Consider the following 14370-nt stretch of genomic DNA (forward strand, 5'->3'; position numbering starts at 1 on the left):
CGGTAGGGGTGTGCGCATGCGGAAGCGCTGCGACCGGATGAACGGAGGGTGAACGCGCCGGGCCCTTGGGGGTGTTGACACCGGGGCTTCCGCCCTGCTCACCCCTCCCCAAGATCACCCTTCGGGGCCGCTAACCTTACGTGTCCGTCCTGGCCAGGGATCTACGGGCATCAACTCACGCGAAGGGTTGCGCACATGGGCATTCTCACTCTCCTGCGGAACGCGTTCGGCCGATCACGCAAGGGACACACGGCCGAGGCAGAGGGTGCGGAACCGACGGCGGAGCACGAGGTGACGACGGCGCAGAAGCCGTCGGAGCCGGTGGAGCCGACGGCGACCGAAGAGACCCCGGCGGCGGCCGAGCCGACCCCGGCGGCGGTGCCCGCACAGCCGCCGACCCCCACGGAGCCGACGCCCCCGGCGGCCACGGCAACCCCGGACGCCACCCCCCGCATCCCGGAACCCCGCCGCATCCACGACCTGGTGGCAGCAGCCTTCGACAACGTCGCGGTCCCCAAGCCCACCCGCCCGACAGAACCGGAAGCGACCACGCCGAAGACGGAGGAACAGAACCCCGACCCGGTGACGGCGGAGCCGGAGACGGCCACGGCGGAGCCGACGGCGGCCACGGCGGAGCCGACGGAAGAGAAGCCGAAGCCGGAGACGGCGGAGCCGGAGACGGTCACGCCGGAGCCGACGGCGGCCACGGCGGAGCCGACGGAAGAGAAGCCGAAGCCGGAGACGGCGGAGCCGGAAGCGGTCACGGCAGAGCCGACGGCGGAGAAGAAGCCCGAGGCGGCCCCGGAGCCGACGGCGGAAGCCGTGACGGCGGAGCCGGAGACGGTCACGCCGGAGCCGACGGCGGACACGGCGGAGCCGGAGACGGCGGAGCCGGAAGCGACCACGGCAGAGCCGACGGAAGAGCAGAAGCCCGAGGCGGCCGCTGAGCCGACGGCGGGAGAGAAGCCCGAGCCGGAGGCGGAGCCGACGGCGGAGGAGCCCGCCTCCGCGGAGGACGATCCCGCACCGGTCGCCGCTCCCGAGGAGACGTCAACCGAGGGCAAGCCGACGGAGTCGGCTGCCGCACCGGAACCCGCGGCCGCCGACGGCGAGGACGCCCCACAGGGGCCACCCGCACCCGACAACGAATCCCGCACGGGTGGTGCGGGTGGGAACGAGAGGGCCGAAGGCGAAGCCGAGGCCGACAAGCCGACCGAGGCCCCGCAGGAACCCGCCCCGCAGGGACACGCCCCGCAGGAACCCGCCCCGCAGGGACACGCCCCGCAGGAACCCGCCCCGCAGGGACACGCCCCGCAGGAACCCGCCACCCCCGCCACCCCCCTCACCCGCGTCAAGGCCACCGCCCCCGCCCTGACCACCGCCTACAAGGCGGCCACCGCCGCCCTCAAGAAGCACGACCTCACCGGCACCCGCGCCAAGGTCTACCTCGTCCTCGACCGCTCCGCGAGCATGCGCCCGTACTACAAGGACGGCTCCGCCCAGGCCCTCGCCGAGCAGACCCTCGCCCTCGCCGCGCACCTCGACCCCGAGGCAACGCTCCCGGTCGTCTTCTTCTCCACGGAGGTGGACGGCACCGGCGAGCTCACCCTCACCGACCACGAGAACAAGATCGACGAGCTGCACGCCGCCCTCGGCCGCATGGGCCGCACCAGCTACCACGCCGCGGTCCAGCAGGTGATCGACCTGCACCGGAAGTCGCAGGACCCCACCGCCCCCGCCCTCGTCGTCTTCCAGACCGACGGCGCCCCGGACGCGAAGACTCCCGCCACCCAGTCCCTCACGGACGCCGCACAGAAGCACCCCGCCCTCTTCTTCTCCTTCGTCGCCTTCGGTGAGCCCGACAACAAGGCGTTCGACTACCTCCGCAAGCTGAAGACGGACAACACGTCCTTCTTCCACGCCGGCCCCACCCCCCGCGAGCTCACCGACAAGGAGCTCTACGAGGGCGTACTGGCCGCCTGGCGCCCCTGACGCGGCCGGGGGTGGACGGAACCGGCCCCGTCCACCCCCCGAAACGCATGTGAGTCGATCTTCACGCGACCAGTAGGATTTCGACCATGGCGGCCACTGGATCCGAGAAGCAGGCGGGGAAGGCGTACTACGTCTCCACGCCCATCTACTACGTCAACGACGCTCCTCACCTGGGCCACGCCTACACGACCGTTGCAGGGGACGTGCTCACGCGCTGGCACCGTCAGCGCGGCGAGAAGGTGTGGTACCTCACCGGCACGGACGAGCACGGTCAGAAGATCATGCGTACGGCCGAGGCGAACGGGGTGACGCCCCAGCAGTGGGCGGACAAGCTCGTCACCGAGGCCTGGGAGCCTCTCTGGGAGCACCTGGAGATCGCGAACGACGACTTCATCCGCACCACGCAGAAGCGGCACACCGACCGCGTCCAGGAGTTCGTGCAGGACCTGTACGACAAGGGCGAGATCTACAAGGGCGGCTACGAGGGCCCGTACTGCGTCGGCTGCGAGGAGTACAAGCTCCCCGGTGAGCTGCTCGACGGCGAGGGCGAGTACGCCGGTCAGAAGCTCTGTCCGATCCACAAGAAGCCGGTGGAGATCCTCAGCGAGGAGAACTACTTCTTCAAGCTGAGCGAGTACACCGACAAGCTCCTCGCCCACTACGAGGCGAACCCCGGCTTCATCCAGCCGGAGTCCGCGCGCAACGAGGTGCTGAACTTCGTCCGCCAGGGCCTGCAGGACCTGTCGATCTCCCGCTCGACGTTCGACTGGGGCATCCCGATCCCGTGGGACGCCAAGCACGTCATCTACGTGTGGGTCGACGCGCTGCTGAACTACGCGACGGCGGTCGGCTACAACGAGAATCCGGAGAAGTTCGAGGCGACCTTCCCGGCCGACGTGCACCTCGTCGGCAAGGACATCCTCCGCTTCCACGCGGTGATCTGGCCGGCCATGCTGATGGCACAGGGCCTGCCGCTGCCGAAGAAGGTCGCCGCGAACGGCTGGCTGATGGTCGGCGGCGAGAAGATGTCGAAGTCGAACCTGACCGGCATCAAGCCCCAGGACCTCACCTCGCACTTCGGCGTGGACGCCTACCGCTGGTACTTCCTGCGCGCGATCGCCTTCGGCCAGGACGGCTCGTTCTCCTGGGAGGACTTCTCCGCCCGGTACACCTCCGAGCTGGCCAACGACTACGGCAACCTCGCCTCCCGTGTGGCGGCCATGGTCGGCAAGTACTTCGGCGGCACGCTGCCCGAGTCCACGGCCGACGCGGACGCCGAGAAGGCGATCCACGACGGGCTGGCCAAGGCGGTGGCCGAGGCCGACCGCAAGATCGGCGAGGAGCTGGACTTCCAGGGCGGCATCCTGGCGGTCTTCGACTTCGTCAAGCAGGTCAACGGCTACATCACCGAGCAGGAGCCCTGGAAGGTCGCCAAGGACGACTCCGAGGCGGGCAAGGCCCGCCTCGCGACCATCCTCTACACGGCCGCCGAGGCGCTGCGCGCCGTCGCCGTCCTGCTGAACCCGGTCATGCCGGAAACCTCCCAGAAGCTGTGGGACTCCCTCGGCGCTGAGCCCGTCCTGGGCACCCTGGCCGAGCAGCGGGTGCAGGAGGCCGGCGACTGGGGCCGCCTGCCCGCCGGCGTCACGGTCACCAAGGGCGCGGTCCTCTTCCCGCGCCTGGAGGAGAAGCCCACCGCCTGACCCCCCGGGTCCACACCCGACGCCCCCGAGAGCACACGGCTCGAGGGGGCGTCGTCATGCCGTCGGAGCGGCGTATGGCCCTCAGGCGCCACGACCGAGGGCGGCGGCCAGCCGTGCGCCCGGATCCCCGGTGGCGGGACTGTCCGGTCGGCCACGTGGAGATCCCGTCGTCCGTCCACCGGGGAACCACGTGGAAGTGCAGGTGCGGCACCGACTGCTCCGATCCGGGTCCGCTGGCGCTCAGAATGTTGACGCCCGACGCGTCCAGCGCGGTCCTCATGGCCGCAGCCACCCGCTGGACCAACAGCATCGACGCGGACAGCACCTCGGGCGGGGTGTCGAACACACCGGCGCAGTGGCGGGTGGGGACCACCAGCGTGTGTCCCGGCGCCAGCGGGTTCAGCGGGGTGAAGGCGCAGGCCTCCTCCTCACGGGCCATCCAGTGGGCGGTGCCGTCGGCGATGAGCCGGCAGAAGACGCAGTCCATGCGTGCAACGCTCCCACAGCCCGCCCCGGTACGGCGGGGGCGGGGCAGCCCGGCGCAGCGCGAAGCAAGCCTCAAGATCTGTGACACTCTGCCTTGTGAGCCTCCCCTACCACCCCCACCAGCGCCTCCTCGCGGATGTCGTCACCACCGGCACCCCGCACGGGCTGGTCCTGGCCGGCGGGTACGCCCTTCAGGCACACGGTCTGCTGACCCGCCCGCACGCCAACGTCGACCTCGCGACGGACAGCCCCGATCCGATGGACCGGATCGCGGGCGACGTCCGCACGGCCCTTCAGGCCCGCGGCCGCCAGGTGCGCGCCGTGTCCGTGACGCCGCTGTCGGCGCAGCTCACCGTCACCGACCCGGCGACGGGCGAGGAGTGCGCCCTGGCCCTGCACAAAGAGGCGTTCCGGCATCCGCCCGTCCTCACCGACGCCGGTCCCGCCCTGTCCCTGGAGGACTCGGTCGGCACCAAGATCCGGGCCCTGTACGACCGGGGCGCCGCGGTCGACCTGATCGACGCCCGGGCCGCCGCCGCCCGCTTCGGCTTCCCCGACCTGGAGGAACTGGGCCGCCGCCATGCCCACGACCCCTTCGACCTGCCCACCCTGCAGTCCCGCCTGACCGGCACCGACTGGTATCCGGACGGCGCCTTCACGGCGTACGGCCTGCCGGTGGAGGAGATCGCCGCGCTGCGCGCCTGGGCCCAGCACTGGTCCGACGACATCGCCGAACGCCTCCTGGAGGACGGCGCCTCACCCGATGACGCCGAGGGCGCGGACGGCTAGATTGCGGGAGATCACCGACGGCGATCACCTACGTATGGGGGGACCACATGGCACTGTTCGGCAACGCGCACACCATCGACTCGGGCGACGCCCAGCGGGACTACGCCCGGCTGCTGGGCCAGGGCGAGCAGGTGCACGCCGCGTATCTGCTGATCCGCGACACCATCCTGTTCACCGACCGGCGGCTGATCCTGGTCGACAAGCAGGGCATCACCGGCAAGAAGGTGGAGTACCACTCCGTCCCCTACCGCAGCATCACGCACTTCTCGGTGGAGACCGCCGGCCACCTGGACCTGGACGCCGAGCTGAAGATCTGGGTCTCCGGCACGGCCGCCCCGATCGAGAAGACGTTCACCAAGGGCGTCGACATCTACGAGGTCCAGGCGATCCTGACGCAGTTCGTCGCCAGGTGACAGCGAAGGCGCCCGGGACCTCGAGGTCCCGGGCGCCTTCGTTCGTGCGTGGGCCGCTTACTTCGGCTTCGGCTTGTTCACCGTCAGGTGCAGCTCCTTCAGGCGGGCCGCCTCCAGCTCGGTCGGGGCGCCCATCATCAGGTCCTGGGCGTTGCCGTTGAGCGGGAAGGCGATGGTCTCGCGGATGTTCGGCTCGTCCGCGAGCAGCATGACGATGCGGTCGACGCCGGGGGCGATGCCGCCGTGCGGCGGGGCGCCGAAGCGGAACGCGCGGAGCATGCCCGCGAACTCGCGCTCGGTGACCTCACGGTCGTAGCCGGCGATCTCGAACGCCTTGAGCATGATCTCGGGCTCGTGGTTGCGGATCGCGCCGGAGGACAGCTCGACACCGTTGCACACGATGTCGTACTGCCAGGCCAGGATGTCCAGGGGGTCCTGGTTCTCCAGGGCGTCCATGCCGCCCTGCGGCATCGAGAACGGGTTGTGCGAGAAGTCGATCTTGCCGGTGTCCTCGTCCTTCTCGAACATCGGGAAGTCGACGATCCAGCAGAAGCGGAAGACGTTCTCCTCGAACTGGCCGGCACGCTTGGCGGCCTCGACGCGGACCGCGCCCATGATCTTGGAGACCTCGTCGAACTCGCCCGCACCGAAGAAGACGGCGTGACCGGCCTCCAGGCCGAGGCGCTCGGTGAGGACCTTGACGTTCTCCTCGGTGAGGAACTTCGCGATCGGCCCGGACAGCTGGCCGTCCTCGCCGACGCGGACCCAGGCCAGGCCCTTGGCGCCCTGGGACACCGCGTAGTCGCCGAGCTGGTCGAAGAACTTGCGCGGCTGGTCCTGGACCGCCGGGACGGGCAGCGCGCGCACGTGCTTGCCGGCGAACGCCTTGAACTCGCTGTTCTCGAAGACGTCCGTGAGGTCGACCAGCTCCAGCTTGGCGCGCAGGTCGGGCTTGTCGGAGCCGTACTTCAGCATCGCCTCGCGGAACGGGATCCGCGGGAACGGCGAGGTGACGTGGCGGCCGCCGCCGAACTCCTCGAAGAGGTCGGTCATCAGCTTCTCGATCGGCTGGAAGACGTCCTCCTGCTCGACGAAGCTCATCTCGACGTCGAGCTGGTAGAACTCGCCCGGCGAGCGGTCGGCGCGGGCGTCCTCGTCGCGGAAGCAGGGCGCGATCTGGAAGTAGCGGTCGAAGCCGGAGATCATCAGCAGCTGCTTGAACTGCTGCGGGGCCTGCGGCAGGGCGTAGAACTTGCCGGGGTGCAGACGGGAGGGGACCACGAAGTCACGGGCGCCCTCGGGGGAGGTGGCCGTGAGGATCGGGGTGGCCATCTCGTTGAAGCCCATCGCCGCCATCTTGTGGCGGATCGCGGAGATCACGGCCGTACGCAGCATGATGTTGCGGTGCATGCGCTCGCGGCGCAGGTCGAGGAAGCGGTACTCCAGGCGCCGCTCCTCGTTGACCCCGTCCTCGGCGTTGATGGTGAAGGGCAGGGGCTGGGCCGCGCCCAGCAGCTCGACCTCGGCGACCTCCACCTCGACCTCACCGGTGGGCAGGTCGGGGTTCACGTTCTCGGTTCCACGTGAAACAACGCGGCCGTCGACGCGGACCGTGGACTCCTTGGAGATGGAGTCCAGGGCCTCGTAGGCGGGGGTGCCGGGGCGGGCGACCAGCTGCGTGATGCCGTAGTGGTCGCGCAGATCGATGAAGAGGATGCCGCCCAGGTCGCGCCGATTGTGCAGCCAGCCACTCAGCCGGACGTCGGTGCCGACGTCAGTGGCGCGGAGCTCGCCGCAGGTGTGGGACCTGTACCGATGCATCGTCGTTCATCCAGTCTTCGCGGATCGGGTATCTCCGGGGCCCGGTGCCCGGACTTTTCAAGGGTACCGGCCGCCCCGCGATCGCCTCCCCACCATGACCGAGCGGGCCGCCGCGGGGGCTCCTGGGCGCCGCAGGGCCGCCCTTCGGTGGCAGCATCCGAACAGACCTTCTTAAAGTGGGGCAATGCGCACTGGTGAGCCCTTGCCCGCCGTGGAGGAGGTCCTCGCCGCCCTCGCGACCGGCCTGTGGCACTGGGACACCGCAGCCGGGCAGGTCATCGTGGACGCGGAGGCGGCGCGGCTGCTCGGGCTGCCCGACGAGCCGGCCGTGCTCACCGAGGCCCAGGTACGCGCCCGGCTGCACCCGGTCGACTGGAACGAGATCACCGGCGTGATCCAGCTGGCGGTTGCCGAGGGCACCCTCGCCGAGGTACGCATCCGGATCATGGACGAGACCGGCCGCGTCCTGCGCGTGGTGCGCTCCCGCTCCAAACCGGCCTTCGACCCGCAGAAGAAGGCGTACGAGCTGATCGGCACCCTCCAGGAGGTCACCGAGCCGGCGCCGGGCACCCCGGCGGGCCGCAGCGCGGTGACCGGCGACTGGCGGCGCTCGAGGGAGGCGTTCCTGCTGGACGCGGGCCGCGCGCTGGCCGAGGCCCGCTCCACGGCGGAGGTGCTGCGGGTGGCGGCGGGCCTGTCGATGCCCGGATTCTCGCCGGACGGGCTCGCGGTGTTCGGCGCGGAGGGCGACCGGCTGACCATCATCGGCCACCACGGGCAGCAGCCCGGTGACGAGGGACCCTTCGCCCAGATGGCGCTCGGGACGGACTATCCGGCCGCCGAGGTGGTGCGCACCGGCCGCGCGGTCTACCTGTCCACACCGGAGGAGTACAAGGCCCGCTACCCGCTGACCTGGCCGCTCGCCCAGCGCTTCAACCGCCGGTCGTGGGCGTTCCTGCCGCTGACGGTCGGCGGACGCACCATGGGCACCTGGATGGCCGCGTTCACCTACCCGGTCGCCTTCACGCCCGACGAGCGGTCCGTGCTGACGACGGTGGCGCGGATGCTCGCCCAAGCCCTGTCCCGGGCCGGCGCGGCCGAGACCGAACGGGAGCTGACCGACGGGCTGCAGCGCTCGATGCTGCCGGTGCTGGGCCCGAAGATCCCCGGCATGAGCATCGCCGCCCGGTACGTGCCGACCGGCGGCGGTCTCCAGGTCGGCGGCGACTGGTACGACATGATCCCGCTGCCGGGCGACCGGTTCGCCCTGGTCATCGGCGACGTCCAGGGCCACGACGTGCGCGCGGCCGGGCTGATGGGCCAGCTGCGCACGGCCCTGCGCGCCTACGCCGCCGAGGGCCACCGGCCCGACGCGGTCCTCTCCCGCGCCTCCCGCTTCTTCCACGGCATCACCCACACCGACGACCCCGGCGAGCTGCGCTTCGCGACCTGTCTGTACATCGAGGTCGATCCGGCGTCCGGGGTCGTGCTCTCCGCGCGGGCCGGGCATCTGGACCCGGCGGTCCGCATGCCCGACGGCACGGTGCTGCACCGGCCCACGGCCGGCGGCCTCCCTCTCGGCATCGACCCGGACAGCGACTACCCGACCACCCGGCTCACCCTGATGCCCGGCGAGACGCTGCTGCTGTGCACCGACGGCCTGATCGAGACCGGCGGCCACGACCTGGACTCCGGCTGGGCCCGGGTCCGCACGATCATGGAATCCCACGAGGGCAACCTCGACGCCCTCGCCGACGCCCTGGTCCAGGCCGTGCACGGCCCTTCCTCGCACCACACCACCGGCCCGCTCACCGACCGCCGCGAGGATGACATCGCCCTCGTGCTGCTCAGCCGGCATCCGGCCGGTGAAGACGACTCCGGCGCCGTGCGCGCGCCGGTGCGGCGCTCGGTGCTCACCGTCGCGCAGGCCGAACCGGAGCGGGTCGCCACGGCCCGGCAGCAGCTGCGCGAGCTGCTGCACGACTGGCCCTCCCCGGACCAGGTCGACTCCGCTGTCCTGCTGGTCTCCGAGATGCTGACCAACGTCCTCGTGCACACCGACGCCGACGCGCTGCTCGTCGCCGAGGTCGGCGGCGCACCGGGTGAACGTCGCATCCGGGTGGAGGTCACCGACACCAGCGACGACCTGCCCCACCGACGCCGGCCCGGCGAGCTGGCGTCCTCCGGACGCGGCCTGGTCCTGATGGAGCTGCTCGCCGACAACTGGGGCGTGGCACCGCGCGGGGAGGGCAAGAGCATCTGGTGCGAGCTGGGCGAGAAGAGCGGGAACGGCTTCGGGCGGGGCGAGAGAAGCGGCGACGGCTTCGGGCGGGCCGAGGGAAGCGGGGACGGCGAGCTGAGCTTCGACGAACACCTCGAGGACCTGGAGAGCTGACCGCCTCGACGGCCACCTCGACGGCCTGGTGAACCGGACGTACCTGCGCTGGAAGCTGGACGTACCTACCTTGACGTGCCTACTGGGCGCGCTGCCCCGACGGCGGCCGCTGCCCGGTGCCGGTCTCGCTCCGCCGCTGCTCCGGGTCCGTCTCGCGGCCGGCGCGGCCGCCCGGGTGGCGCAGGGCGCACAGGTAGCCGACGCCGAGGGCGATCGCCATGCCGTAGAACACCCACTGGTTGGCCTCGGCGAAGTCCCGGCGGATCGCGGACATCGCGGTGCGCATGGTCGTGGCGAGCGGCCCGTCGCCGGTGGGGGTGGTGGCGTCCGGGTTGCCGGTGACCGCCTCGGCCACGTTTCCGGCGGCCGAGCGCGCCGCGTCCGGTGGCAGTCCGCGCCCGCGCAGGGTGTCGGTGACGTGATCGGTCATCGTGTGGGTCAGCAGGGTGCCGTAGAGGGCCAGGCCGATGCTCGCGGCGAAGTTGCGCACGGTCTGGGTGACGCCGGTGACCTCGCCGTAGGACGCGCCGATCGCGCGGTTGACGGCATCCGTCGAGGCCGGCGCGAGGATGAGGCCGATACCGGCGCCCGCGAGCGCTGCGTAGGGCCACTGGTCGTGCATGGACAGGTCGGTCAGCTTCCCGGCCCACAGCGCGAACCCGACGGCGCCGATCACGCAGCCCGCCTTCATCGCGGGGCGCGCCCCTCGCCTGTCCAGGATCCGTCCGCCCCACTGGGAGGCGAGGGCGAACCCGGCGAAGAAGTACAGCAGGTACAGCGCGGCCTGGTCCGGGGAGGCGCTGAGCGAGATCTGGGCGTAGACCGAGGCGAAGAAGAACAGCGGGACGAACGCCAGCATCGCGAAGAACAGCACCAGCACGTCGACGGTGAAGGCACGGTCGCGGAACACCACGAGGTTGACCAGCGGGTGCCGCACGCCGAGCTCGTAGCGGCAGAAGACACCGAGCACCGCGAGGCCGCCGGCGATGCAGCCCCAGGTCGCCGCGGAGTCCCAGCCCCAGGTCGCCGCCTGCTGGAAGCCGAGCACGCTCAGGCCCATGCCGACGGCGATCAGCACCGCGCCGGGCACGTCGAGCGGTTCGTCGCGGCGGTGGGCGGGGATGCGGGCGAGCCAGACGAGGACGAGGGCCGCGATCGCCACGGGTACGTTGATCCAGAAGATCGCCCGCCAGGTCCAGGCGGTCAGCCAGCCGCCCAGCAGCGGGCCGAGGGCGGTCAGGGCGCCGGTGAGGCCGAAGAACAGGGCGAGGGCGCGGCCCCTTCGCTCCACGGGGAACACCGCCACCACCACCGCGAGCGCGGCCGGGAACAGCAGAGCGGCGCCGAACCCCTGGGTGGCCCGGAAGGCAATGAGCCAGGTCAGGGGGGAGCCGCCGGTGGGCACACAGCCGCACAGCACCGAGGAGACGACGAAGATCAGCGAGCCGGCGACGACGACGCGGCGCGGCCCGAACAGGTCGGCGAGGCGGCCGCCGAGGGCGAAGAACGCCGCGAGGGCCAGCAGATAGGCGTTGACCACCCACTGCATGCCGGAGCTGGTCAGATGGAGTTCGGAGATGATCTCGGGGGCGGCGATCGACACGATCGTCTGATCGATGAAGGTCATCGCCACGGCGCACATCATGGCCGCGAGCGCCAGCGGCTGAGAGGTGGCACGTGCGGCGCCGACCGTGCCCTCACGTCGTCTCGTGTGCGTTCCGCTCACCCCATCAGTCTGCGTCGCGGCACCACCGGTCGCATCCGCACATCGGCGCCCGCGGGGCCGCACAAGCACCTCGGCCCCCATCGGCCGCACGGGCACGCATGACTCCCTCGGCTCACGTCCGGCCTCACGGCACCTCCGACGCCTCGGCGCCGCGTTCCCGCAGTTCCTGCAGGACGCCGAAGGCGGCCGCGGTGAGCGGTACGGCGAGCAGCATGCCGAGGATGCCGGCCACGGAGGCGCCCGCGGTGATCGCGAGCATGACGATCGCGGGGTGCATCTGCACGGTCCTGCTCTGGATCGCCGGTTGCAGCACATGCCCCTCCAGCACCTGCACGGCGAGCACCACCCCGAACGTCCACAGCGCGATGACGAACCCGCGGTCGGCGAGCGCGACCAGCACGGCGACGGCGCCGGAGATGAACGCGCCGAGGTAGGGGATGTACGCACCGACGAACACCAGCGCACCGAGGCCGACGGCGCCGGGCACGCGCAGGATCAGCAGGCCGACGGTGATGCACAGGGCGTCGATCAGGGCGATGAAGGTGGTGCCGCGCATGAAGCCCTCGACGGCGTGGTAGGCCCGCCGGGCCACCGCCTCCAGGGTGTCGGCGCTCCCGCGCGGGGCCAGTGCCCGCACGGTGTCGGCGGCCTTGTCGGAGTCGCGCAGGAAGAAGAAGACGAGCAGCAGAGCGAGGACGGACATGGCGATGCTCTCGCCGACCACGCTGACCCCGCTGATGACGTTGTGCGCGGCGGTCCCGCCGAACTTGCCCAGCAGCTGACGGCCGTTGGAGGCGAGGTCGTCCAGCGAGGTGCCGGCCGCCCCGAAGTGGTCGGCGACGCCCTGGGCGGCCTCCTTGAGGGAGGAAACGATCTGGTCGCCGGTGTCGATCAGCGCGGCCACCACGATGTACACCGCGCCGCCGACCACGGCGACGACGGCGACACAGGTCAGCCCGGCGGCCAGCGACCGGTTGACGCGCGCCTGTACCAGCCGCCGGTGCAGGGGCCCGAGCAGCGCGGTGCCCAGCAGCGCCAGCAGCACCGGCGTCACCGCCGTCCGCAGCTCGGAGCACAGCCGTACGCCGACCCAGCCGACGCCCGCGACGAGCAGGGCGAGCGCGCACCACGCGGCGAGGCGGCGGGCGGAGTCGGGGAGCAGGTGCACGCCTACAGCGCACCACGCGACGGGCGGGCTGTCCCGTCGGGACGGCCCGCCCGGGTGAGGGGGCGTCAGAGACTCAGGGCACCGGCTTACGGGGCGTCAGGCCTGCGGGCCTTCCTCCGTCATGCCGTGCACGGCCGGGACGGTGCCCAGGCGGCCCTTCTGGAAGTCCTCGAAGGCCTGCATGAGTTCGTCCTTGGTGTTCATCACGAACGGTCCGTAGTGCGCCATGGGCTCGCGGATCGGCTGCCCGCCGAGCAGCACGACCTCCAGGTCCGGCGTGTGCCCGTCCTGCTTCTCGTCCGCGCGGACGGTCAGCGAGGACCCGGCGCCGAAGACGGCGGTCTGCCCCATGTGGATCGGCCGCCGCTCGGCGCCCACGCTGCCGCGTCCGGCCAGCACGTAGGCCAGGCCGTTGAAGTCCTGCCGCCACGGCAGGGTGACCTCGGCGCCCGGCGCGAGCGTGGCGTGGACCATCGTGATCGGCGTGTGCGTGATGCCGGGACCGGCGTGCCCGTCCAGCTCACCGGCGATGACACGCAGCAGCGCGCCGCCGTCGGGTGAGGTGAGCAGCTGGACGGAGCCCGCGCGGATGTCCTGATAGCGCGGCGCCATCATCTTGTCCTTGGCCGGAAGGTTCACCCACAGCTGCAGGCCGTGGAAGAGGCCGCCCGAGACGACCAGCTGCTCCGGCGGCGCCTCGATGTGCAGCAGGCCGGAGCCGGCCGTCATCCACTGCGTGTCGCCGTTGGTGATGGTGCCTCCGCCGCCTTGGGAGTCCTGGTGGTCGAAGATGCCGTCGATGATGTAGGTGACGGTCTCGAAGCCACGGTGGGGGTGCCAGGGGGTGCCCTTCGGCTCGCCCGGCGCGTACTCCACCTCGCCCATCTGGTCCATCATGATGAACGGGTCGAGGTGGCGGTAGTTGATCCCGGCGAACGCACGGCGCACCGGGAAGCCCTCGCCCTCGAAGCCGCTCGGCGCGGTGGTGACCGCGAGCACGGGCCGCGCCACGGCGTCGGCGTCGGCGGTCACGCGGGGGAGCATCAGCGGGTTCTCGACGGTCACTGCAGGCATGGTCGGTACCTCCTTGGTACGCCCAGTTTAGTTGAGCGTTGAACTTCCTGCCACCCGGAACCAAAAAAGTCCGGGCATCATTCCCGGACTTCGCCTCCACGCTAGGTACGGCTCGTCCCGGCCTTCCCCCGAAGCCGGGCAGCACGGCGGCGCCGATCGCCCGGAAGCGTCGGCGCGGTGTTGTTCGAGGTCACGCGGGTACGGTTCGGCGACCACCCGCCGGCGGCGCCGTCAGCCGTACATGCGGCGCATCGCGAAATCGACCATCTGTTCGACTGCCTTCGCGTCGAAGACCATGCGGTGCTCGCCCTCCATGTCCAGGACGAAGCCGTAGCCGGTCGGCAGCAGGTCGATCACCTCGGCGCCGGTGATCACGAAGTACTTGGACTCCTTGCCGGCGTAGCGGCGCAGTTCCTTGAGCGAGGTGAACATCGGGATCACCGGCTGCTGGGTGTTGTGCAGCGCCAGGAAGCCCGGGGTGTCACCGCGTGGGCAGTACACCTTCGACGTGGCGAAGATCTGCTGGAAGTCCTCCGGAGACATCTGCCCCGTGGTGAAGGCGCGCACGGCGTCGGCGAGGGACGGCGGCGACGGCTCGGGGTACAGCGGCGGCTGCTGGCCGTATCCGCCCGCCATCGGCTGCTGCGGCGGGGCGTACTGCTGCTGGGCGCCGTTCTGGTCGTAGCCGTACATGACCGTAAGCGTACTGACACCACGGCGAGGGGTGGGTCACAGATACCTGGATCGGGGTTGCGAGATATTACCGACGGGTAGCATCATCGGAGCTACTTGCTGGTACGTGT

11 protein-coding genes are annotated in these 14370 nt (G+C 71.1%); 5 read left to right on the forward strand and 6 right to left on the reverse strand.

Features of this window, described 5'->3' with window-relative positions; genetic code table 11:
* Positions 1 to 195: 195 nt before the first annotated feature.
* Both ACF1GV_RS13765 and metG read left to right on the forward strand, forming a co-directional pair.
* Positions 196 to 1992, forward strand: coding sequence for a VWA domain-containing protein (locus tag ACF1GV_RS13765; RefSeq protein ID WP_391680087.1), 1797 nt, complete (start codon positions 196 to 198; stop codon positions 1990 to 1992).
* Between the two features lie 86 nt (positions 1993 to 2078).
* Positions 2079 to 3695, forward strand: a complete 1617-nt coding sequence (metG, locus tag ACF1GV_RS13770; protein WP_391680088.1) for a methionine--tRNA ligase — start codon at positions 2079 to 2081, stop codon at positions 3693 to 3695.
* On the opposite strand, the gene ACF1GV_RS13775 is transcribed toward metG, so the two are convergent.
* Entirely contained in the window at positions 3643 to 4182 is a 540-nt protein-coding gene (locus ACF1GV_RS13775) for an HIT family protein (protein WP_391680090.1), read from the reverse strand. The two genes, metG and ACF1GV_RS13775, sit on opposite strands and share 53 nt — an antisense overlap.
* Before the next feature lie 95 nt (positions 4183 to 4277).
* Here ACF1GV_RS13775 and ACF1GV_RS13780 point away from each other — a divergent pair, with 95 nt between their 5' ends.
* Positions 4278 to 4970, forward strand: a complete 693-nt coding sequence (locus tag ACF1GV_RS13780) for a hypothetical protein (protein ID WP_391680092.1) — start codon at positions 4278 to 4280, stop codon at positions 4968 to 4970.
* Positions 4971 to 5017: 47 nt separating this feature from the next.
* On the forward strand, positions 5018 to 5383 hold the full coding sequence (locus ACF1GV_RS13785; protein ID WP_363265237.1) for a PH domain-containing protein: 366 nt from the start codon (positions 5018 to 5020) through the stop codon (positions 5381 to 5383).
* A 57-nt stretch (positions 5384 to 5440) separates the two neighbouring features.
* Here ACF1GV_RS13785 and aspS read toward each other — a convergent pair whose 3' ends face one another.
* Positions 5441 to 7204 carry an aspartate--tRNA ligase gene (gene aspS, locus ACF1GV_RS13790; RefSeq protein WP_391680093.1) on the reverse strand — a complete coding sequence of 588 codons (1764 nt, stop codon included), beginning with the start codon at positions 7202 to 7204 and terminating at the stop codon, positions 5441 to 5443.
* 184 nt (positions 7205 to 7388) lie between these two features.
* Here aspS and ACF1GV_RS13795 point away from each other — a divergent pair, with 184 nt between their 5' ends.
* Positions 7389 to 9599: a SpoIIE family protein phosphatase gene (locus ACF1GV_RS13795; RefSeq protein ID WP_391680095.1), complete on the forward strand. Its 2211-nt coding sequence runs from the start codon at positions 7389 to 7391 to the stop codon at positions 9597 to 9599.
* A 79-nt stretch (positions 9600 to 9678) separates the two neighbouring features.
* Here ACF1GV_RS13795 and ACF1GV_RS13800 read toward each other — a convergent pair whose 3' ends face one another.
* From ACF1GV_RS13800 to ACF1GV_RS13815, 4 genes are all read right to left on the reverse strand, one after another.
* Complete coding sequence (locus tag ACF1GV_RS13800) at positions 9679 to 11244, reverse strand: MFS transporter (protein ID WP_391680433.1); 1566 nt, start codon at positions 11242 to 11244, stop codon at positions 9679 to 9681.
* 205 nt (positions 11245 to 11449) lie between these two features.
* Positions 11450 to 12493: an AI-2E family transporter gene (locus tag ACF1GV_RS13805; protein ID WP_391680097.1), complete on the reverse strand. Its 1044-nt coding sequence runs from the start codon at positions 12491 to 12493 to the stop codon at positions 11450 to 11452.
* A gap of 96 nt (positions 12494 to 12589) precedes the next feature.
* Positions 12590 to 13567 carry a pirin family protein gene (locus tag ACF1GV_RS13810; RefSeq protein ID WP_363265241.1) on the reverse strand — a complete coding sequence of 326 codons (978 nt, stop codon included), beginning with the start codon at positions 13565 to 13567 and terminating at the stop codon, positions 12590 to 12592.
* A 231-nt stretch (positions 13568 to 13798) separates the two neighbouring features.
* Positions 13799 to 14260: an SseB family protein gene (locus ACF1GV_RS13815; protein ID WP_363265242.1), complete on the reverse strand. Its 462-nt coding sequence runs from the start codon at positions 14258 to 14260 to the stop codon at positions 13799 to 13801.
* Positions 14261 to 14370 lie beyond the last annotated feature (110 nt).

The sequence above is a fragment of the Streptomyces sp. NPDC014006 genome, assembly GCF_043088925.1.
Taxonomy (GTDB): Bacteria; Actinomycetota; Actinomycetes; order Streptomycetales; family Streptomycetaceae; genus Streptomyces.

What these genes read in the sequence shown, in the direction of transcription:
- ACF1GV_RS13765 (WP_391680087.1), top strand. Translation starts at nt 196, where the DNA reads ATGGGCATTCTCACTCTCCTGCGGAACGCGTTCGGCCGATCACGCAAG.
- metG (WP_391680088.1), top strand. Translation starts at nt 2,079, where the DNA reads ATGGCGGCCACTGGATCCGAGAAGCAGGCGGGGAAGGCGTACTACGTC.
- ACF1GV_RS13775 (WP_391680090.1), bottom strand. Translation starts at nt 4,182, where the DNA reads ATGGACTGCGTCTTCTGCCGGCTCATCGCCGACGGCACCGCCCACTGG.
- ACF1GV_RS13785 (WP_363265237.1), top strand. Translation starts at nt 5,018, where the DNA reads ATGGCACTGTTCGGCAACGCGCACACCATCGACTCGGGCGACGCCCAG.
- aspS (WP_391680093.1), bottom strand. Translation starts at nt 7,204, where the DNA reads ATGCATCGGTACAGGTCCCACACCTGCGGCGAGCTCCGCGCCACTGAC.
- ACF1GV_RS13795 (WP_391680095.1), top strand. Translation starts at nt 7,389, where the DNA reads ATGCGCACTGGTGAGCCCTTGCCCGCCGTGGAGGAGGTCCTCGCCGCC.
- ACF1GV_RS13800 (WP_391680433.1), bottom strand. Translation starts at nt 11,244, where the DNA reads ATGATGTGCGCCGTGGCGATGACCTTCATCGATCAGACGATCGTGTCG.
- ACF1GV_RS13810 (WP_363265241.1), bottom strand. Translation starts at nt 13,567, where the DNA reads ATGCCTGCAGTGACCGTCGAGAACCCGCTGATGCTCCCCCGCGTGACC.
- ACF1GV_RS13815 (WP_363265242.1), bottom strand. Translation starts at nt 14,260, where the DNA reads ATGTACGGCTACGACCAGAACGGCGCCCAGCAGCAGTACGCCCCGCCG.